This window comes from Cupriavidus alkaliphilus, from assembly GCF_900094595.1.
GTDB classification, from domain to species: Bacteria; Pseudomonadota; Gammaproteobacteria; order Burkholderiales; family Burkholderiaceae; genus Cupriavidus; species Cupriavidus alkaliphilus.
In genome coordinates this window covers 365,056-385,837 of record NZ_FMAD01000003.1, presented here as the reverse complement: position 1 = coordinate 385,837, position 20,782 = coordinate 365,056, and the positions used below count along the sequence as shown (strand labels likewise).

Genomic DNA, 20,782 nt, shown 5'->3' with positions numbered 1-20,782 from the left:
GTACAGAGCAAGCGAAAAAAAGCTGAAACGGGAACTTGCAAAGATTAATGATTGATATATAATCTTGGCTTCGCTTGAAACGGTAGTTAATTCAAGTGAAACGCAGCAAGTTGCGGTAAATGGAAGTACCATGGGGCTATAGCTCAGCTGGGAGAGCGCTTGCATGGCATGCAAGAGGTCAGCGGTTCGATCCCGCTTAGCTCCACCAAGATTCAGGTTCCAGCCATGCAGTACCGGTTGGTGCCAGACGGAACGTGTTGAAAGACAAGTTTCTGTCCCCTTCGTCTAGAGGCCTAGGACATCACCCTTTCACGGTGAGTACAGGGGTTCGAATCCCCTAGGGGACGCCATAACAGCAGGGCGTAATCAGACGTCCAGCATGTCGTCTCGAGCAATAGCTTGAGATGGCAGCCGACTAAGGAGTGGTAGTTCAGTCGGTTAGAATACCGGCCTGTCACGCCGGGGGTCGCGGGTTCGAGTCCCGTCCACTCCGCCAAAACTAAACCCGCATGGTGTATCCACCATGCGGGTTTTTCTTTTGGGTGAGGGATTATGTTGTGAATCGCGGTAAATGCAATAAAATGTGTTGCATTCGTTGTCGAAATCGCTATATAATCCTGTCTTCGCTGCAAACGCTGCGCAAGCGGCGGCGGTAGAAGAATCCAGCAGTAACCGTCCAGAACACCGGATACGGGGCTATAGCTCAGCTGGGAGAGCGCTTGCATGGCATGCAAGAGGTCAGCGGTTCGATCCCGCTTAGCTCCACCAGAATCTGGGAAGCGTCTAAAAAGAAGCTTCCCAAGCGCGAAAAAGTCTGCTATGATGGCGGTCTTTCCAGCGCAAGACAGAAAACGCGTTGAAGAACAAGTTTCTGTCCCCTTCGTCTAGAGGCCTAGGACATCACCCTTTCACGGTGAGTACAGGGGTTCGAATCCCCTAGGGGACGCCATAACAGCAGGGCGTAATCAGACGTCCAGCATGTCGTCTCAAGCAATAGCTTGAGATGGCAGCCGACTAAGGAGTGGTAGTTCAGTCGGTTAGAATACCGGCCTGTCACGCCGGGGGTCGCGGGTTCGAGTCCCGTCCACTCCGCCAATTTTGAAAAGCCCGCGCAAGCGGGCTTTTTCTTTTGTACGGAGTGGAGCGAGCCGCCTGCGCGGCTCGCGGCGGGACGAGAAGGGCTGCGCCTGCAGGCGCAGCAGCGGCCTGCGACACGTAGGCGAGTCCCGTCCACTCCGCCAATTTTGAAAAGCCCGCGCAAGCGGGCTTTTTCTTTTCTCGTGATCCAAAACTGCTGGCCACCCGCGGGTGGCGACTCGGTGCGGGACTCAGCTTGCCGGATCCTTGCTGACCCGGCTGAAATATCGCACCAGCAGCACGCCTGCCAGCGCCAGGCTGATACTGTTGGCCAGCCAGAAGCCGCTCGCGCCGCGCGTGATGGCAGGCATGCCGTCGATCAGGCCAAAGCCCAGCACATAACCGCCGCCCAGCCCGATGCCCCACAGTGAGCCGGCGTAGATCACCGTCGGGATCAGCGCAATCTTGTACGCACGCAGGATAAAGGCCGTCATCACCTGCACCGCGTCGAAGGCCTGGTAGAACGCCACGAACAGCACCAGCGGCAGCGCCGCGGCGACTACCGCGGGATCGCTGGCATAGGCGTCCAGCACGGGCTTGCGCAGCAGCCACAGCAGCGCGCCGGTCAGCACTGCCAGCACCACCGCCATGCGGATGCCGCGCCATGCGAGGCGGCTGGCGCCGGCCCGGTCGCGCGCGCCGAGATGCTGCGCCACCAGCGTCGAGGTGGCAATCCCCAGCGACAGCGGCAGCATGTAGGCCACCGCCCCCAGGTTGGCGATGATCTGGTGGCCGGCGAGCGTCACCGTGCCCAGGCGCGTAATGAAGATCGACATCAGCGTGAACGACGTGATCTCGATCAGGTAGGTAAGCCCCATTGGCACGCCGAGGCGCAACAGTGCGCGCAGCGGCGCGGCGGCGGGCCAGCTCCAGGTGTCGAAGATGCGCAGCGGCTGATAGGCGCTGCCATGGCGCAGGATCAGCAGCCCGGCGATGCACCAGGCCCAGCTGATCAGCGTCGAGGCCAGGCCGCAGCCGGGGCCGCCCATCGCCGGCACGCCCAGGCCGCCGTGGATGAACCAGGCATTGAGCGGCACCTTCAGCGCCAGCCCCGCGACCTGCAGCACCGTCACCATGATCGGCCGGGACAGCGCATTGTTCAGCGCCGAGTAGATGCGGAAGGCCAGTGCCGCCGGCAGGCCGAAGGCACCGAAATGCAGGTAGGCGGTGGCCTTCTCGACCAGTTCCGGCGGCGCCTTGGCGAAGGCCAGCAGCGGGCCGGGAAATGCCAGCAGCAGTACGCCGGGCAGCGCCAGCGCCGCGCCCAGCCAGGCGGCCTGCCGCACCTCGGCGCCGATGGCCTCGAGGCGTCCGGCGCCGTAGAGCTGGCCGGCGATGGGCGAGAGCGCCTGCAGCACGCCCATCAGGCTGATATAGATGGTCACGTAGATCGACCCGCCCAGGCCCACGGCGGCGAGGTCGGTAGCGGACGCGCGTCCGGCCATCACGGTATCGATCACGCCGAAGGCGATCACGGCGAGTTGCCCGGCCAGCACAGGGGCGGCCAGGGCGGCAATGCGGCGAAGGTCTTGGAACAGTGTCATTCAGGGCTCGGCAGGGGGGCTGGAAGTCCAGCCCCGCAGCCGCCTGCGGCCGGAATGGTCAATGGGCGCGTAGGCGCTGCGGTGTGTCGGGGTGGCGGCTAGTTGCGACCCGTGGTGACTGTCACGAGGCCACGCTCAGGGCTGGCGCGGCAGGCGGCGTCGCGGCAGGTCGGGGCGCGGGTGGACCGCGCGGGCGGTATCGACCAGGCGGTACATGCGGAAGCGTTCGTCGCGGTCGGCCGGGCGCCGGCCTTCCCAGATCAGCCGCCACTCGAAGTGCGAGATATTGCCCGGCTCGCCGTAGTCGACCGAATCGTGGCGCAGCAGCACGTCGCAGCCGTCGTTGGGCCCGCCGAAGCGGATATGGCCGAAGTAGGCGAACGACGCCAGCTGCGCATCGCCCATGCGGATCGGCTGCACGCACTGGTAGGCCGGCGGCAGCGCCATCGACGCCGCCTGGGCCACGTCGCGATAGGTCTTGCCGTAATTGATCGACGGCAGCCACAGCGTCATCGCCATCACCCACATCAGCGTGGTGCCGGCGGCGGAAATCACCACCGGGCGCCAGATCTGCTTGGGCGCGCGCGACAGGCGCCAGCGCACGATCAGCACCCATGCCAAGGTCGCCGCGAGCGCAAACACCACCGCGGTGATGGTGAATTCATGCTGGTAGCCCGGCAGCTGCCGGAACACGTTGCGCGCGATGCGCGGTGGCCAGCCGGTGGTCTTGGCGATCCACATGAACCAGACCGTGCCGCCGAAGATGGTGAAGAACAGCAGCGCGAACCAGTCGATGGCGTTGATCACGCCGCGCGCCAGCGTCGGCAGGGCAAAGGCGGCCAGCACGGCCATCGGCGGCAGCAGCAGGATGAACTGCACGTCGCCGGCACTGCGCTGCAGGAACAGCAGGACCAGCACCGGCAGCAGCAGCGCCAGCGGCGCCGCGACATGGGGCGCCCGGCGCATGCCGGTCCAGGCGATCCAGGCCCAGCCCGCGATCGGCCAAACCGGCCACGTGTACAGGAACAGGTTGCGCATGTTGAAGCCGAACGTCGCCATATTGGGCGAGCCGTAGCTGCGGCGGTCATAGCGCGACCATTCGCGGATAAAGGTCACGGCCTCGTTGCGGTCGGCCGCGCCGAAATACGCGGCCGCCAGCCACGCCGCCACGATCAGCAGCGCCAGCGGAATCGCGACCACGGCAAGCCGCCGCCATGGCAGTGGCTTGCACACCAGCGCGCACACCGCCGTGCCGAACAGCAGCGCCAGCGCCAGCAGCGGCCCGCTGGCCAGCGTCAGGCCGCCCAGCGCGGCGCCGTAGATCAGGCTGCCCTGGGTGGGCTTGTCGAGGCTGCGCACCATGCCGTACAGCGCCAGCGCGATGAACGCGACCTGGCCGACCTGCGGCGTGGTCTCGTGCCCGCGCATGGCCAGGCCCACGCAGGCGAGGAAGATCAGCAGCGCGCCGTCGGCCAGCGTGCGGCCGTAGTCGCGCGCGTTGGGCTGGCCGCCGAAGGCATAGGCAAAGGGCTGGACCTCATCGCGCCGGCCCAGCAGGTAGGTCGTGTACCAGATGCAGGCACAGGTAGCGAAGAAGAACAGCGCCGTCGCCAGCCGCGCCGCGTCGGTCGCGCCCAGCCAGCCGCCGAAGCCTCGGATCATCAGCGCGCCGATCCAGAACACCAGCGGGCCGTCCTCGCTGTACGGGCGGCCGACGATGTTCGGCATCAGCCAGTCGTGCGTGCTGCCGGTGGCGAGTTGCCACATCACGCCGAAGCCGGCGGCGTCCTCGTTCTTCCACGGGTCGCGCCCGAACAGGCCGACCAGGCCGTAGATGATGCAGATGGCCAGCAGCAGCGCGCGTGGCAGGGCGCCGGTGGCGGCTGCGGTCAACTGGACGGGTGAGGTGTTGGCTTGACGCATCGATGCTCAGGTCGGGCCGTGGCGCCATGGCGCGAAGGCCACAGTATCGCGCATGCGGCGGCCGCGTGGCCGTGGCATGGCGTGGAAGCCTCACGGAATGTGGGGGTAAATCCGAATGGCGGGCAGTGCCGGCAGGGCTTGCCTGCGGCGCTCCGGCACAAATGCAAAGAGGCAGCCGATGCTGCCTCTTTGCTGGTTCGCGCACGCCCGGAACTATCCTCGGCATGCGCGACGCGGGGTCGCTGAAAGCGATTACTTCGCAGCCTTGCCCAGCTTGTTGCCGAACTTCTGGCGGAACTTTTCCACGCGGCCGGCGGTGTCCATGATCTTCTGGGTGCCGGTGTAGAACGGGTGCGATTCCGACGAGACTTCGATCTTGGCCAGCGGATATTCCTTGCCGTCCTTCACGATCGTGTCCTTGGTCTGGATGGTCGAGCGGGTGATGAAGCTGAAGTCGCTGGACATGTCCTGGAACACGACTTCGCGGTAATTCGGGTGAATGCCTTCTTTCATGATGAGTCCTTTCTGGTTGGGTAGCCAGTCCGTTGCAATCCGCAGTTTCTCCGCCAGGGAGAAGGCATGGCGCGGCGACGAACGAACCACTTGCCGATTACGGGCAAACCGGGATTATGGCAGAAAAACAAATACTTGGGGAAGCGGGTAGGGCACCGGCCCAACAAAGTGTTGTGCCGGATAAAGGGCCCTTGTTTCACATCGCGGCGGGATCCTGTCGATAGAAGGCCGCCAATGACTGGTAAACCAATGGCCAATGCCGCGCCAGTCCGGCAGGCTCGACAAAAAATGCCTCCGACGTCACTGCAAAGAATTCGCTGGGCGCCTCGCTGCCGTACGGGTCGATGATGCGAAGCGCCGCGGGCAAACGCTCCGGGTGCTCCCAGTCGGCCTCGTCGCGCGCATCCCAGGCTGCGGCGAAGCGATCGTACTCGTTCAGGAAGGTCTCGGCCCAGGCCTCGGCGTCGACCTCGGGGTGCAGCACGCGCGAGAACGCCGGCACGCCGTCGGGCTCGCCGTCGAGCATGTCGAGCTTGTGGGCGAATTCGTGGATGACCACGTTGTAGGTGTCCGCCGGCAGTTCATGGTCGCTGTCGATACCGGCGCCGGGGCTGTGCACATCAGGCCACGACAGGATCACCGGCCCGTGCTCCCACGCTTCGCCGCTGGCTTCCTCGACCACGCCGTGGACCAGGCCGATCTCGTCCTGCACGGTCCGCCGGATGATGAATTCGCCCGGGTAGAGCACGATGCCATGCCAGCCGCGGTACCACGGCAGCCCCAGTTTCAGGATCGGCACGCAGGCCTGCACCGCGACGCTGACCACCATCTCGTCGTCCAGCGGCAGGTCGTGCGCGGTGGAGTATTCCTTTTCGGCGATGAACAGCGTGGCCAGCTCGCGCAGCGCCGCCAGGTCGGCGCTGCCGTAGCGCTGCACGAACGGCAGCGTGGCCACGGTGCGCGACCAGAGCGCGTCGGGGATGGCGTAATGCTCGAGCTTGCGGGCGCGCGAGCGTGAGCGCAGGAATGTGGTCAGTTTGCCGAGCATGACATCGTCGAAAAACAAAAAAGGCGTGCCGCGGCACGCCTTCCTGTCTGCGTTGCGGCACGGCCGCAGCGAGGCTTAGCCGCCTCGGCGCATCATATCGAAAAACTCTGCGTTGTTCTTCGTGGCCTTCATCTTGTCCATGATGAATTCCATCGCCTGCACTTCATCCATGTCGGAGATGAACTTGCGCAGCACCCAGATCTTCTGCAGGATGTCCGGCTTGATCAGCAGCTCTTCGCGGCGCGTGCCCGACTTGTTCAGGTTGATCGACGGATAGACGCGCTTTTCGGCCAGGCGGCGTTCCAGGTGCACTTCCATGTTGCCGGTGCCCTTGAACTCTTCGTAGATCACGTCGTCCATGCGGCTGCCGGTCTCGATCAGCGCGGTGGCGATGATGGTCAGCGAGCCGCCTTCCTCCAGGTTGCGCGCGGCACCGAAGAAGCGCTTGGGGCGCTGCAGCGCGTTGGCGTCGACACCGCCGGTCAGCACCTTGCCCGAGGCCGGCACCACCGTGTTGTAGGCGCGCGCCAGGCGGGTGATGGAGTCCAGCAGGATCACCACGTCGCGCTTCAGCTCGACCAGGCGCTTGGCTTTCTCGATCACCATTTCGGCCACCTGCACGTGGCGGATGGCGGGTTCGTCGAAGGTGGATGCCACCACCTCGCCGCGCACCGAGCGCTGCATCTCGGTCACTTCTTCCGGACGCTCGTCGATCAGCAGCACGAACAGGTCGGCTTCGGGATGATTGTTGGCGATCGCGTGTGCAATGTGTTGCAGCATCACGGTCTTGCCCGACTTGGGCGACGCCACCAGCAGCGCGCGCTGGCCGCGGCCGATCGGCGCGATCATGTCGATGATGCGGCCGGTGATGTTTTCTTCCGCCTTGATGTCGCGTTCGAGCGTGAGCGGCCGGTTCGGATGCAGCGGCGTCAGGTTCTCGAACATGATGCGGTTCTTGACCGCTTCGGGCGCCTGCCCGTTGACCTTGTCCACCTTCACCAGCGCGAAATAGCGTTCGCCGTCCTTGGGCGTGCGCACCTCGCCCTCGATCGAATCGCCGGTGTGCAGGTTGAAGCGGCGGATCTGCGACGGGCTGATGTAGATGTCGTCGGTGCTGGCCAGGTAGGAGGTCTCGGGCGAGCGCAGGAAACCGAAGCCGTCAGGCAGAACTTCCAGGGTGCCGTCTCCGTAGATGGTTTCGCCCATCTTGGCGCGCTTCTTCAGGATCGCAAACATCAGTTCTTGTTTGCGCATCCGCTGTGCGTTGTCGATCTCGAGCGTAGCCGCCATTTCGAGAAGCGCAGACACGTGAAGCGATTTGAGTTCTGTCAGGTGCATAGACGAGGGGTACAGATGGGCCCGGACGGGCGAGACGTAAAGGAAGGGGGGAAAAATGAGCGAACGCTCGGGGAGTTGTTGGTGGCATCTTAGCACAATCCGACCGGCGCGCCAGGGTGTGGCGCACGCACGTCGGATCGTGACGAAACCGGGACCGCGGGTCGGGTCCCGGCGCGCAGCTTACAGGTTGCCGTCGAGGAAGGCAGTCAGTTGCGACTTGGACAGCGCGCCGACCTTCTGGGCCGCGACCGCGCCGTTCTTGAACAGGATCAGCGTCGGGATGCCGCGGATGCCGAACTTGGCCGGCACCTGCTGGTTTTCATCGACATTGATCTTGGCCACCTGCAGCTTGTCACCGTAGTCCTTGGCGACTTCGTCCAGAATCGGCGCGATCATCTTGCAGGGGCCGCACCATTCCGCCCAGAAATCGAGCAGGACGGGCTTGTCGGACTGGAGGACGTCAGCGTCGAACGAGGCGTCGCTCACATACTTGATTTGTTCGCTCATGGCGGAAAACCTCTGGTTTCGCTCTGTTTATGTTGAAGGCTGGACGGCCGAACCGTTACCTTACACGAGATTGCGCGGACCCGTCGGGCCGCCTCTCTTTACGCCTGAAGCAGGCGGTGGAGGCCGCTACCGCGCCCGGTGCTGCCGATATGTTACCAGTTTGCCGATTTTCAAGACCGGCCGCCGGCACATCCGGCAAAGCTGCGGCAACCAGGCATATGGGCCCGCAAACAATGCCGTCATTCTGGTGCAAAGGTTTAATTCGTTGAAATGCTTATTTTCAATGGCGGCGAGAGATTTGCCCAATCGCCGCGCCCCCGGCCAGTGGCTGGGTGTCATGCAACGCACTTCGCCGCGGCGGGGTGCCGGATGCGTGCGGCGTGCGCGTAGAATAGAAGCGGTCCGCACGACGCCCGCCGGGCGAATCGCGGCGCACCATCCATGTACCCGCGGCCCCTGACTAGGTCATCGACATGAACACCGATCCCCGCAAGCCTTCGCAGTCCGAGCCCGGCCAGGCGCCGGACGTCGACCACCTGAGCGATGCGCTGGACCATCTCAGCAGCGCCGTGGAGACCAACAGCATCGCCACCGGCGCCGCGCGCGGGCTGGTCTACAGCATCATCGAAACGCTTGGCACGCTGGTGGGCGACCCCGACCTGCCCGAGCATGCGCGCTCGGGCTACGAAGGCCTGCTCGAAACCGCGCGCGAAATTCGCGCCCGCCTGGAAGGCGGATCCGACTGAAGCGGCACGGCCTGTCCCTGTACCGCGGTGCCTTCGCCGCCGGGCGTGCCGGCTGGCGGCGCCGCGTCATTGTTGCCATTCGTTGCTTCCTGAGTCGTTCCAACCCGACGCCGTTCCCGCATCCTTGCGGCCAACGCCCCAATGACGGTCCATGACGTCGCTAAGCTTTCGCCCCGGTCCTGATTTTCTCGAGCAGGCAGCCACCGCTGCCTGGTATTTCCTTGACCGCTGCGGCGCGTCCGAGGCGGCTGCGCACGTGGTGGTGCCGACCGCCGCGCAGATTCCGGGCGTGCGCCAGGCGCTGGACGCCGCGGCGCGTGCGGCCGGGCGGCCGCGGCTGTTGCCGCGCGTGCTGACGCTGGGCCACTGGCTGCTCGACCTGCCGCCCGAGGGCACGCCGGCGCGCAGCCCGGCCGCGCGCCTGCTCGCGGTGCAGCAGGCGGTGCGCGGGCAGGACTGGCTGCGCCGTGCCTTCGGCGCGCAGAACGAAACCGCGGCATGGGGCCTGTCGCAGACGCTGCTGGCGATCTGCGACGAGCTCAGCGCGCGCTGGCTCGAAGACGCCGCCATCCGCGACGACGACGAGGTCGACGGCGACGATCGCGCGGGCCTGCTGCAGGGCGCGCTGGCGCGGAGCTATGCGCACCTGTCGGAGCGTTTCCTGGGCGAGGAGGCCCGCATCGTGCTGGCGTTCTGGCAGGCGCTGTCCGGGCCCGACGATCCGCTGCCGGCGAAGCGCCGCGCGCTGCGCGAACTGTCGCAGCAGCTGCGCGGCCCGGTGGTCTGGATTGCGCCGACCCCGCCCACGCCGCTCGAGGCCGCGTTCCTGCGCGATGCCGCCGAGCTGGTGCCGGTGCTGCAGGTGGGCTATGACTGGAGCGGGCAGGATCAGGGCGAAGCCGGCTGGTACCACGCGCTGCTGGCATTGTGGCCGGAAGCCAGGATCGCCGGCGACGATGAGGGGGCACTCCACGCGACCGCGCCGGCGATGCCCGTGCTGCCGCCGCGGCGCCCGTCGGTGCGCGTGGTCGGCTGCGCCCGCTTCGAGGACGAGGCCGCCGCCGCGGCGGCGCAACTGGTGCAGTGGCTCAATGCGGGCCGCCGCCAGGTGGCGCTGGTCGCGCACGACCGCGTGGTGGCACGCCGCGCGCGCGCGCTGCTGGCGCGCGCCGGCGCGCCGGTGCGCGACGAGACCGGCTGGAAGCTCTCGACCACGCGTGCCGCCGCCGCGCTAATGCGCTGGTTCGACCTGCTGGTGCGCGATGGCGATACCGCGGCGCTGCTGGACCTGCTCAAGAGCCCGTTCTGCCTGCCGGATGTGGCCGCGCGCGGCGCGGCCATCGCGCTGCTCGAGCGCCAGGTGCGGCGCGAGGGCATCACCGGCGGCTGGACGCGGCTGCGCCAGATGTTCGCGCACGCACCGGCCAACCTGCAGCAGGCCGCCGGCGACGACGAGGATGCCGATCAGGCGCCGCGCCGCGCGGCCCATGCCCTGATCGCCGTGCTTGCCGACGAGGCCGCGCGCTGGCCGCGCGGTTTCGCCCAGCATCCGCTGGCGACGTGGCTGGAGCGGCTCGATGGCATGCTCGATGGCCTGGGCATGCGCGCCGCGCTGGCCGCCGACGATGCCGGCAGCCAGCTGCTCGACGCACTGGCGCGGCTGCAGGAGCTGCCGCGCGACGAGACCGGCGGCCATGCCACGCTGTCGCAGGGGGAGTTCCGCGCGATGCTGTCGGCGCTGCTGGAATCGGTCGCCTACAAGGAGCCGTCGGCGAGCGGGGCCGCGCGCATCACCATCCTGCCGCTGAACGGTGCGCGCATGCGGCGCTTCAAGGGCGTGGTGATCGTCGGCTGCGACGACGCGCAGCTGCCGTCCAGCGCCGCCGAGCTGATGTTCTTCTCCAACCAGATGCGGCGCGAGCTGGACCTGGAAGACCGCGAGGCGCGCTTTGCGCAGCAGGCGCGCGACCTGGCCGAGGTGCTGCTGAACAACGACGACGTGGTGCTGACCTGGCAGCGCTACGGCAGCCGCGGCGAGCCGCACCACGTGTCGGGCTGGATCGAGCGGCTGGCGGCGTGCTGCACGCGCGCCGGGGTCAGCATCGAAGGCGCTGCCGCGCCGCAGGCGCACGAGACCTTCGCCGATGTGCGCGGCATGCCGGCCCCCGCGGCCGAGCCCGCGCTGGTGCCGGTGCGCTGGAGTGCGCAGACGTACAACACGCTGCGCCGCTGTCCCTACCAGTTCTTCGCCGGCCGCATGCTGGGCCTGGCCGGGCTGGAAGCGGTCAGCGACGAGCTCGAGAAGCGCGAGATCGGCGAGACCCTGCACCGCGTGCTGCTGACCTACCACAAGGACCTGCAGGCGCGGCGCGAGCGCGGCGAGACGCTGACCGAAGACCAGTGCCTGGCGCGCCTGGGCGAGATCTCCGACGAGGTCTTCGGCGCGCTCATGGCCGAGGACGGCAATGCCATTGCCTACTACCGGCGCTGGCGCGAGGTATTGCCGTCGTATGTCGCATGGCAGTCCGCGCGCGAGGCCGAGGGCTGGTTCTGGCGCGGCGGCGAGCTTGACGCCGGCATCGACCTGCCGATGCCGGACGGCCAGCCGCTGCGCCTGACCGGGCGCATCGACCGGCTCGACCAGGGTCCGGGCGGCGCGCATGCCGTGCTCGACTACAAGACCCAGAGCACCACGCGCCTGAAGCGCAAGCTGGCCGAGGTCGAGGAAGACTGCCAGCTGCCGTTCTACGGCCTGCTGCGCGCCGATGCCGCGGCCGGCAGCTGGGTTTCGCTCGAGGGTGCGCGCGAGGGTGCGCCGGCGGCGCAGCGCGAGGTCGGCCTGCCGGACTTCGAGGCCGCGGTCACCTGGCTGGAACGCCAGATGCGCGACGACGTGATGCGCCTGCGCCAGGGCGCCCGGCTGCCGGCCTTCGGCGACGCCTCGGCCTGCGTCTATTGCACTGCCCGCGGCCTGTGCCGCAAGGGTTTCTGGGACTCCACCGCCGTGCCGGCGCTGACATCATGACGCCTCACGACCTGCACGAAGTCCAGCCTTACCAGCGCGATGGCGCGCCGGTTTCCGAAGCCGAATTCACGCGCGCGGCCTGCGATCCGGCGCGTTCGGTGGTGGTCGAAGCCTGCGCCGGCAGCGGCAAGACCTGGCTGCTGGTGGCGCGGCTGGTGCGCCTGCTGCTGGCCGGCGCGGCGCCGCACGAGATCCTGGCGATCACCTTTACGCGCAAGGCCGCCGAAGAAATGCGCGACCGCCTGCTCGAGGTGCTGGCACAACTGTCGCGCGACAGCGATGACGACGTGATCGCCGCGCTGGTGCAGCGCGGCCTGTCGGCCGAAGCCGCGCGCGAGGCGCTGCCGCGCGCGCGCCGGCTGCATGCGCAGGTGCTGGCCGCACCGGGGCGCATGGCGATCGACACCTTCCACGGCTGGTTCGGCACGTTGCTGCGCGGCGCGCCGCTGGCGTCGGGCATCGTGCCGGGCGCGGCGCTGCGCGAGGATGCGCTGCGCATGAAGCGCGAGGCCTGGGCGCCGGTATGGCGCGCGCTGGCCACGCCGCCCTACGCCGAGCTGCGCGCCGCGTGGGAAACGCTGGTCGATACCGTCGGCGACTTCCAGGCGCGCGCGCTGCTCGACGCGATGTTCCACGCCCGCAGCGAATGGTGGGCGATGCAGGAAGGCGGCGACCCGCTGCAGGCGCTGTCCGACTGCCTGGGCGAGGACGCGCAGGGCGACGTGCTGCTGCAGGCGCTGGCCGACGAAGGCTGGCGCGATGCCTGCGAAGCGCTCGCGGCGCGCTTGAGCGCGGCGGGCAAGAGCGAGCAGGCCCACGCCGGCCGCATCACCGAGGCGCTGATGGCGATCGCCGCCTGGCGCGAGGCCGGCGCCGCGCCGGGCAAGCCCGCCGAACGCGTGTTCGCGCAGCTGCGCGCGGCGTTCTTTACCACTACCGGCGGGCCGCGCTCGCTGCGGCGCACCGCGGCACTGGCCAAGGCCGCCGGCGGCGAGGGCATGGTCGATGCGCTGCTGGACGAGCATGCCGCGATCTGCGCGATGCTCGACGACATCAGCGCGCGCTGCTGCGAAGCCGCGGTGCTGGCGATCAACCGGGCCCTGTTCCGCATCGGCGATGCGCTGCTGACGCGCTACCAGCAGCACAAGGACGAGCAGCGCGCGATGGATTTCGCCGACCTCGAATGGCAGGCCGCGCGGCTGATGTCGGACGAGGAGACCGCCACCTACCTGCAGGTGCGGCTCGATGCGCGCTACCGCCACCTGCTGCTCGACGAGTTCCAGGACACCAACCCGCTGCAATGGCGCATCCTGCAGGGCTGGCTGGCCGGCTATGCGGGGCTGGGCGAACGCCCGACGGTATTCCTGGTGGGCGATCCCAAGCAATCGATCTACCGTTTCCGCCGCGCCGACGCCAGGCTCTTCGGCGCCGCCGGCGAGATGCTGCGCGACGCGTTTGGCGCCACCGTGCTGCGCACCAACCGGACCCGGCGCAACCGCGCCGAAGTGCTGGACTGGGTCAACGCCGTGTTCGACAGCGCGCGCGCCGAGGGCCGCTATCCGCTGTACTCGACCCAGACCACGGCGCTGGGCGGCTGCGGCGGGCCGGTGTGGCTGTTGCCGCTGGTGGAGCCCGATGACGCCAGTGAAAACGCGGCGGAAGATGCGGATGACGAACCGGCGCAAGCCGCCTCCGGGCATCGCGACACGCTGCTGCAGCCGCGCCGGCAGGCCGGCGATTCGCTGCGGCTGGAAGAAGGGCGGCGCGTGGCGGCGTGGCTGCGGCTGGTGCGCGACAGCGTGCCGGTGCACGAAGGCAATACCCAGCGGCCCGCGCGCTGGAGCGACATGCACCTGCTGGTGCGCCGCAAGACCCATCTGGCCGACTATGAGCGCGCCCTGCGCGAGGCCGGCATTCCATGCCTGAGCCCGCGTCGCGGCGGCCTGCTGGCCACGCTCGAGGCGCTCGACCTGTCGGCGCTGCTGGCGTTCCTGATGACGCCCGAGTCGGACCTGGACCTGGCGCACGTATTGAAGAGCCCGCTGGTGGGCGCGAGCGACGACGACTTGCTGGCACTCGCGCAGATGGAGGGCGAGGGCGGCTGGTGGGCGCGCCTGGAGGCCGGTGGCCTGCCGGCGCAGGTTTCCGACGCGCTGCGCGAAGGCGTGCCGCGGCTGCGGCAGTGGCTGCGCATCGCGCCGCACCAGCCGGTGCATGACCTGATCGACCAGATCTTCCATGGCGGCGAGGTGCGGCGCCGCTACGCCGAGGCCGCGCCGCCGGATATCCGCGAGCAGGTGCTGGCCAACCTCGACGCCTTCCTGAAGCTGTCGCTCGACCTCGACGGCGGGCGCTATCCGAGCCTGCCGAAGTTTATCGACGAGCTGCAGGAAATCCGCCGTGGCGACGAAGGCGAAAGCCCTGACGAAGGCGGCATGGGCGAGCGCGCCGAAGACCTCGAGCCGGCCGAGGACGACCCGGCCTATGCCGGCCTCGACGCGGTCCATATCCTGACCGTGCATGCCGCCAAGGGACTGGAAGCGCCGTTCGTGGTGCTGCTCGATGCCAACCACAGCGAGCCGGCCGCGGACCGCGGCGGCATCCTGGTCGACTGGCCGCCGTCGTCGCCGGTGCCGCGCCATTTCTCCGCGTACGGCAAGCGCAGCGAGCGCGGGCTGGCGCGCGCGCCGCTGTTCGACGCCGAGGCGGCGCTGGGCGAGCGCGAGAACTGGAACCTGCTGTACGTCGCCATGACGCGCGCGCAGCAGGGCCTGCTGGTCAGCGGCGTCAAGGGCCGCGCCAGCCGCGCCAGTGCGGGGGACGGCAACGCCGAGATCGCCGGCAGCTGGTATGTGCGGCTGCAGGCCGCGGGTGTCGGCGAAATGGTGCCGGCCTATCCGGACGCCCAGGGCGATGCGGCCGATGCGCACGCACTGCTTCCGGCGCGACTCAGCGAGCCTGTGCGCTTCACCGATTTCCGGCTGCGCTACCGCGATGCCGTCGATGATCCGCGGCAGGCCGCCTTTGCTGACGACGACGCGCAAGCCACGGACGAACCGGAGGGCATCGTCTTCAACGCCGCCGCGGCCCGCCATGGCGAGCTGGTGCACGCGCTGCTGGAACGCCTGACGCGCTATCCCGAAGCCTTTGCCGGCGTGCCCGCGCTCGATACGGTACTGCGGTGGTTCCCGCTGACCGGCGCGCACACCGCGCCGGCACGGTCGGCCTGGCGGCAACAGGTGGAAGAGGCGATCGCCGCAGTGGCGGCGATGCTGCGGGCGCCGGCGCTGGCGCCGCTGCTGTCCGCGGACGAGGCGCGCAGCGCGCGCAACGAGGTCGAACTGTATGACGCGCGCGGCCGGCTGCTGCGTATCGACCGGCTGGTGGAATTCGACGACCGCGTCGTCGTGATCGACTACAAGCTGCGCCTGCTGCCGCAGGAGCACGCCGCCTATCGCGCACAGCTTGGCCGCTACACGGCGGCGATCGCGCCGATGTTCCCGGGCAAGCGCATCGAGGCGGGCGTGGCCACCGCCGAAGGCGAATGGATTCCCGCCGAGCGCCTGGCGCCGCAGGTTCCGCAACAAGGGTCGCTGTTCTGAACGCCGGCGCGGCGCGCCGGCAAGGGCAGCGGAATCGGCGCAAAATGGGACGCATGGCGCGCGCGATGGTGGCCTGGCTGTACTAAAGTGACAGGGACTGCCCTGCGAGCAGCTGGCGCGCGCGATAGACAGTCTGGAGTAGACAGGCTGAGGGAAGGGGGACTACAGGAAGGGGTACTACGGAAGGGAAGTGTGAGGTGGACGAGCCTGACCCTCGGCACTGGCGGAAAACGGCTGTGGCTGCTTCGTTCCCGACCTGACCAGGTTGACCGCGCCACCATGCGAGGAGGCCCGTCCGAGCGGCATTGTACCCCAGAGCGCGGGCGCGCGCAGGATTTGCATCGAATGCCCTTGGCGGGCGCGGGTCATTGCCGGCGCCATGGCGCCGGGTTGATCTGGCGCAGGCAATGCGTGCCGCGCTGGCCCGACCATTCACCAACCCGCACACGTGGTGAACCAATACATGAACGCAAACGACCAGATCATTCGCGGCGCGCTGGCGCCGCAGGAAATCTCCACCGAAGTCCTGCTCGAGAAATACGCCAAGGGCGAAGAGCGCAGCATCGCCGATGTCAGGCAGCGCGTGGCGCGCGCGCTGGCGCAGGCCGAGCCCGAGGACCAGCGCGAAGCCTGGAGCGCGCGCTTCCTGTGGGCGCAGGAAAACGGCTTCGTGCCGGCCGGGCGCATCAATTCGGCGGCGGGCACGGGCATCCAGGCCACGCTGATCAACTGCTTCGTGCAGCCGGTGGGCGATTCGGTGTCGGAGCCGCGCGACGACCGCCCCAGCATCTATACCGCGGTGGCTCAGGCCGCCGAAACCATGCGCCGCGGCGGCGGCGTGGGCTATGACTTCTCCGCGATCCGCCCGGCCGGCGCGCTGGTACGCGCCACGCATTCGCGCGCCTCGGGGCCGGTGTCGTTCATGAAGGTGTTCGACGCCTCGTGCGCGACGGTGGAATCGGCCGGCGCGCGCCGCGGCGCGCAGATGGGCGTGCTGCGCTGCGACCATCCGGACATCGAGAGCTTTATCCACGCCAAGGACAAGGGCGAGCTCAGCAACTTCAATATCTCCATCGGCGTCACCGACGACTTCATGCAGGCGGTGCAGGCCGATGCCGAGGTCGAGCTGGTGCACGAGGCCGAGCCGGGCGCCGACATGATCGCCGCCGGCGCGTACCGCCGCGACGACGGGCAGTGGGTCTACCGGCGGGTGCCGGCGCGCAACCTGTGGGACCAGGTCATGCAGGCCACCTACGACCATGCCGAGCCGGGCATCCTGTTCCTGTCGCAGATCAACGCCGACAACAACCTCTATTACTGCGAGCGCATCGAGGCCACCAACCCCTGCGCCGAGCAGCCGCTGCCGTCCTACGGCTGCTGCTGCCTCGGCTCGATCAACCTGACCCGCTTCGTGCGCCAGCCGTTCACGCCGCAGGCCGGGTTCGATTTCGACGCCTTCGCCGAGGTGGTGCGCGTGGCCACGCGCATGCTCGACAACGTGCTCGACGTGACCTTCTGGCCGTTGCCCGAACAGCAGGCCGAGGCCCACGCCAAGCGCCGCGTCGGGCTGGGCTTCCTCGGGCTGGGCAGCGCGCTGGTGATGCTGGGCCTGCGCTACGACACCGAGCCGGCGCGGCAACTGGCGGCGCGGATCTCGGAACGCATGCGCGATGAGGCTTACCTGGCGTCGACCGAACTGGCCGCGCAGAAGGGTGCCTTCCCCTTGTTCGATGCCGGCGCCTACCTGAACAGCGGCTTCGCCAGCCGGCTGCCCGGGCCCGTGCGCGAGGCCATCGGCCGCCATGGGCTGCGCAACTCGCACCTGCTGTCGATCGCGCCCACGGGCACCATCACGCTGGCCTTTGCCGACAATGCGTCCAATGGCATCGAACCCGCCTTCTCGTGGACCTACAACCGCAAGAAGCGCATGCCGGACAACAGCTATCGCAGCTTCGAGGTGGCGGACCATGCCTGGCGGCTCTACCGTCACATGGGGGCCGACATGGCGCAGCTGCCGGACGCGTTCGTGACCGCGCTGCAGATGTCGGCGCTGGACCATATGCGGATGCTGGAAGCGGTGCAGCCGTATATCGACACCAGCATCAGCAAGACCGTCAACGTGCCGGAAGACTATCCGTACGAAGCCTTCCGCAACCTCTACCTCGAGGCCTGGAAGGCCGGGCTCAAGGGGCTGGCCACCTATCGGCCGAATTCGGTGCTGGGCGCGGTGCTGTCGGTCGACGCGCCCGCCGCGCCGTCCGTGCCCGCGGCCGACGACAACCCGCTGGTGCGCCCGTTCGGCAGCCGGCCGGTGGGCGACCTGGAGGGGGTGACCTCCAAGGTCGAATACCTGACCTACGAGGGCCACAAGACCGTCTACCTGACCGTCAACTTCATGCGCGTCGCCGGCGTGGCCGACGGCCAGCCGCTGGAGATCGAGCGCCCGGTTGAATTCTTCATGCCGGCGGGCCAGCGCAGCGAGGGCCAGCAATGGATCACCTCGACCATGCGGCTGTTGTCGATGGTGGCGCGCTCGGGCGGCTCGGTGGCCAAGGCGCTTGCTGACATGCGCAACGTGGTATGGGACAAGGGCACAGTGCGCTACGGCACGCTGGTGCGCCAGGACGGCACCGAGGTGCCGCGCTTCCATGACTCCGAGGTCGCCGCGCTGGGCTATGCGCTGCAGCGCATCCTGATCAAGCGCGGCTTCCTCGACGCCGACGGCGGCCAGGTGCCGGTGGCGGCGCTGGCCGCGCGGCTGGCGCAGCGCGACGGCGGCGCGCTGTCGCTGGCGGCCGGGGCCGACCTTGCCGGGCCGGCCAGCGCGGCGCCGGGCGCGCCCGGCGTGGGCACCGGCAAGCCCTGCCCGGAGTGTGGCGCGCACGCCTTGCACAAGGTCGATGGCTGCGCCAAGTGTGCCAATTGCGGCTACGTCGGCGAGTGCGGCTGAGCCGCGCCCGGCGGCGCCGGCGGCCGCTGGCCAGGGCCGCCGGCGCCGGCCCCGGATAAAGACGCCGGGACCGGCGCGGGGGCGGCCGGAGCGGGGCCGCCTTTTGCTACAATCGCCGCCATGAGTTATCAAGTTCTAGCGCGCAAATGGCGCCCCAGGGATTTCACCACGCTGGTCGGCCAGGAGCACGTGGTCCGCGCGCTCACGCACGCGCTGGAACAACAGCGGCTGCACCACGCCTACCTGTTCACCGGCACGCGCGGGGTCGGCAAGACCACGCTGTCGCGGATCCTGGCCAAGGCCCTGAACTGCACCGGCCCTGACGGCAGCGGCGGCATTACCGCCGAGCCCTGCGGGCAGTGCAAGGCCTGCCAGGAAATCGACAGCGGCCGCTTCGTCGACTACATCGAGATGGACGCCGCGTCCAACCGCGGTGTCGACGAGATGGCGCAGCTGCTCGACAAGGCCGTCTACGCTCCCACCGCCGGGCGCTTCAAGGTCTACATGATCGACGAAGTGCACATGCTGACCAACCACGCCTTCAACGCCATGCTGAAGACGCTGGAAGAGCCGCCCGGGCACGTCAAGTTCATCCTCGCCACCACCGACCCGCAGAAGATCCCGGTCACGGTGCTGTCGCGCTGCCTGCAGTTCAACCTGAAGCAGATGCCGCCGGGACATATCGTCTCGCACCTGGACCATATCCTGGCGCAGGAAGGCATTGCCCACGACGGCAACGCGCTGCGGCTGCTGGCGCAGGCCGCGCATGGCTCGATGCGCGATGCGCTGTCGCTGACCGACCAGGCCATCGCCTACAGCGCGGGGCAGGTGTCCGAGGAAGCCGTGCGCGGCATGCTGGGCGCGATCGACCAGGGCTACCTGGTGCAGCTGCTCGACGCGCTGGCCGCCGAGGACGGCGCCGCGATGCTGGCGATCGCCGATGCCATGGCCGACCGCAGCCTGTCGTTTGCCGGCGCGCTGCAGGACCTGGGTTCGCTGCTGCACAAGGTGGCGCTGGCGCAGGCGGTGCCGGCTTCGGTGCAGGACGAATGGCCCGAAGCCGACGAGGTGCGGCGCCTGGCCGGCGTGTTCGACGCGCAGGAAGTCCAGCTGTTCTACCAGATCGCCAACCTGGGCCGCAGCGAACTGGCGCTGGCCCCGGACGAGTACGCCGGCTTCACCATGACGCTGCTGCGCATGCTGGCATTCCGGCCGTCGTCGGAGCCGGCCGCCACGGCGGGGCAGGGCGGCGGAGCAGCGCCCGCGCGACCGCGCAGTGCCGGCACGCCGGCCGCGGCGCGCCCGGCCGAGGCACGCCAGGCGGCGACTGCCGCCGCTGCACCGGCTCTCCCGGCTGGCTCCGCTGCACCGGCAGCATCCGTTATCGAATCCACACCGGTGCCGGCCGCGGTGCCGTCCATGGTTGCGCCCGCCGCTGCACCGGCTGCTGCGCCTGCGGCAGCAGAGCCCGCGCCGGCGCGCGCCGGAGGCGGGGCCATGTCGCCCGCGGCCGCGGCGCTGGCCGCCGCGCGCCAGGCTTCCGCTGCCCGCGGCGGCGCCCGCAAGGCGCCGGCACCGGCCATGCCTGCCGCGCCGGCCGCTGCGCAGCGGCCGCCGGCACAGCCGCTGCGCGCCCCCGCGGCCGCTGCCGCGAGCCGTCCGGCTGCGGCACCGGCATCGGCCCCGCTTGCACGGCCGGCGGCGCCGCAGCCGCCCGCACCGGCGGCAGCGCCCGCGGCACGCCCCGTGGCCGCCAAGCCGCAACAAGAATCCGTGCCGCCCTGGGAAGTCGCCGGTGGCAGCGATGTGCCGCCGTGGGAAGAACTGCCACCGGACCTGCCGGTCATCGGCCCCTATGACAGCGACCCGGGCTATAACGACTACGGTTTCAGCGAACCGGCAGCACGCGCCACGGCACCGCGCAACGGCGCCGCCCGCCAGGCCCCGGCTCGCGAGGCCGAGCCGGCCCGCGAGGCCGCTGCCGTACCGTCACCGCCAGCGGAGTCCGCCAAATTCGTCGCGCCGCGCCCGCCTGCCGCAGGCGAGGACGGCACCCCGCCGGCCTTCACCGGCGACTGGCCGGTGCTGGCCGCCGGCCTGCCGCTGAAGGGCCTGGCGCAGCAGCTGGCGTACCAGAGCGAGCTGACGCAGGTGGTCGGGCGAACCTTCCACCTGCGCATCCCGGTTGCGGCGCTGGGCGAGAACGGCGTTGCCGAGCGTTTGCAGCAGGCACTGGGCGACCACTTCGGCGAGCCGGTGCGCGTGGTCTGCGAAGTCGGCGGGGTCACGGTCACCGCCGCCGCCGCCGACGCCGAGGCCCGTGCCGAACGCCAGCGCCAGGCCGAGGCCGCGATCGAGGCCGATCCCTTCGTGCAGGGGCTGCTGCGCGACTTCGGCGGCCAGATCGTGCCAGGCTCGATCCAGCCGCGCGCCGCCTGACCGGCGGCCA

11 protein-coding genes, 6 tRNA genes and 1 other RNA gene are annotated in these 20,782 nt (G+C 69.0%); 11 read left to right on the top strand and 7 right to left on the bottom strand.

What is annotated here, in order from left to right; translation table 11 throughout:
- Positions 1-132: 132 nt before the first annotated feature.
- From GA0116996_RS08400 to GA0116996_RS08375, 6 genes are all read left to right on the top strand, one after another.
- A tRNA-Ala gene (locus GA0116996_RS08400) sits at positions 133-208 on the top strand.
- A gap of 66 nt (positions 209-274) precedes the next feature.
- Positions 275-350: transfer RNA gene (locus tag GA0116996_RS08395), tRNA-Glu, on the top strand.
- 69 nt (positions 351-419) lie between these two features.
- A tRNA-Asp gene (locus GA0116996_RS08390) sits at positions 420-496 on the top strand.
- 196 nt (positions 497-692) lie between these two features.
- Positions 693-768, top strand: a tRNA-Ala gene (locus GA0116996_RS08385).
- A gap of 105 nt (positions 769-873) precedes the next feature.
- Positions 874-949, top strand: a tRNA-Glu gene (locus tag GA0116996_RS08380).
- 69 nt (positions 950-1,018) lie between these two features.
- Positions 1,019-1,095: transfer RNA gene (locus tag GA0116996_RS08375), tRNA-Asp, on the top strand.
- Positions 1,096-1,328: 233 nt separating this feature from the next.
- On the opposite strand, the gene GA0116996_RS08370 is transcribed toward GA0116996_RS08375, so the two are convergent.
- The 6 genes from GA0116996_RS08370 to trxA all read right to left on the bottom strand — a co-directional run bounded on the left by GA0116996_RS08370 (position 1,329) and on the right by trxA (position 8,010).
- On the bottom strand, positions 1,329-2,681 hold the full coding sequence (locus GA0116996_RS08370; protein WP_092309334.1) for an MATE family efflux transporter: 1,353 nt from the start codon (positions 2,679-2,681) through the stop codon (positions 1,329-1,331).
- Between the two features lie 135 nt (positions 2,682-2,816).
- The gene (locus GA0116996_RS08365) at positions 2,817-4,604 is read right to left on the bottom strand and encodes an ArnT family glycosyltransferase (RefSeq protein ID WP_092309331.1); all 1,788 of its coding nucleotides are present in this window, start codon (positions 4,602-4,604) and stop codon (positions 2,817-2,819) included.
- A 252-nt stretch (positions 4,605-4,856) separates the two neighbouring features.
- Positions 4,857-5,117 (bottom strand): type B 50S ribosomal protein L31, encoded by a 261-nt coding sequence (locus GA0116996_RS08360; protein ID WP_012353195.1) that lies wholly within the window; start codon positions 5,115-5,117, stop codon positions 4,857-4,859.
- Between the two features lie 196 nt (positions 5,118-5,313).
- Positions 5,314-6,165 (bottom strand): M90 family metallopeptidase, encoded by an 852-nt coding sequence (locus GA0116996_RS08355; protein ID WP_092309793.1) that lies wholly within the window; start codon positions 6,163-6,165, stop codon positions 5,314-5,316.
- A gap of 75 nt (positions 6,166-6,240) precedes the next feature.
- Positions 6,241-7,503 carry a transcription termination factor Rho gene (gene rho / locus GA0116996_RS08350; protein WP_012353193.1) on the bottom strand — a complete coding sequence of 421 codons (1,263 nt, stop codon included), beginning with the start codon at positions 7,501-7,503 and terminating at the stop codon, positions 6,241-6,243.
- Positions 7,504-7,683: 180 nt separating this feature from the next.
- On the bottom strand, positions 7,684-8,010 hold the full coding sequence (gene trxA, locus GA0116996_RS08345) for a thioredoxin TrxA (RefSeq protein WP_029046118.1): 327 nt from the start codon (positions 8,008-8,010) through the stop codon (positions 7,684-7,686).
- A gap of 473 nt (positions 8,011-8,483) precedes the next feature.
- Here trxA and GA0116996_RS08340 point away from each other — a divergent pair, with 473 nt between their 5' ends.
- The 3 genes from GA0116996_RS08340 to GA0116996_RS08330 all read left to right on the top strand — a co-directional run bounded on the left by GA0116996_RS08340 (position 8,484) and on the right by GA0116996_RS08330 (position 15,383).
- Entirely contained in the window at positions 8,484-8,756 is a 273-nt protein-coding gene (locus tag GA0116996_RS08340; RefSeq protein ID WP_092309328.1) for a hypothetical protein, read from the top strand.
- A 151-nt stretch (positions 8,757-8,907) separates the two neighbouring features.
- Complete coding sequence (locus tag GA0116996_RS08335; RefSeq protein ID WP_092309325.1) at positions 8,908-11,781, top strand: PD-(D/E)XK nuclease family protein; 2,874 nt, start codon at positions 8,908-8,910, stop codon at positions 11,779-11,781.
- Positions 11,778-15,383, top strand: a complete 3,606-nt coding sequence (locus GA0116996_RS08330) for a UvrD-helicase domain-containing protein (protein ID WP_092309322.1) — start codon at positions 11,778-11,780, stop codon at positions 15,381-15,383. The genes GA0116996_RS08335 and GA0116996_RS08330 overlap by 4 nt, the downstream gene beginning before the upstream one ends.
- 197 nt (positions 15,384-15,580) lie before the next feature.
- Here the strand turns inward: GA0116996_RS08330 and ffs are convergent.
- Positions 15,581-15,679: signal recognition particle sRNA small type (gene ffs / locus GA0116996_RS08325), an RNA gene on the bottom strand.
- Between the two features lie 167 nt (positions 15,680-15,846).
- Between ffs and GA0116996_RS08320 the strand changes: the two genes are divergently transcribed.
- Together GA0116996_RS08320 and GA0116996_RS08315 are read left to right on the top strand one after the other, a co-directional pair.
- Positions 15,847-18,333 carry an adenosylcobalamin-dependent ribonucleoside-diphosphate reductase gene (locus GA0116996_RS08320; RefSeq protein WP_092309319.1) on the top strand — a complete coding sequence of 829 codons (2,487 nt, stop codon included), beginning with the start codon at positions 15,847-15,849 and terminating at the stop codon, positions 18,331-18,333.
- A 120-nt stretch (positions 18,334-18,453) separates the two neighbouring features.
- Positions 18,454-20,772: a DNA polymerase III subunit gamma/tau gene (locus GA0116996_RS08315; protein ID WP_092309316.1), complete on the top strand. Its 2,319-nt coding sequence runs from the start codon at positions 18,454-18,456 to the stop codon at positions 20,770-20,772.
- Positions 20,773-20,782 lie beyond the last annotated feature (10 nt).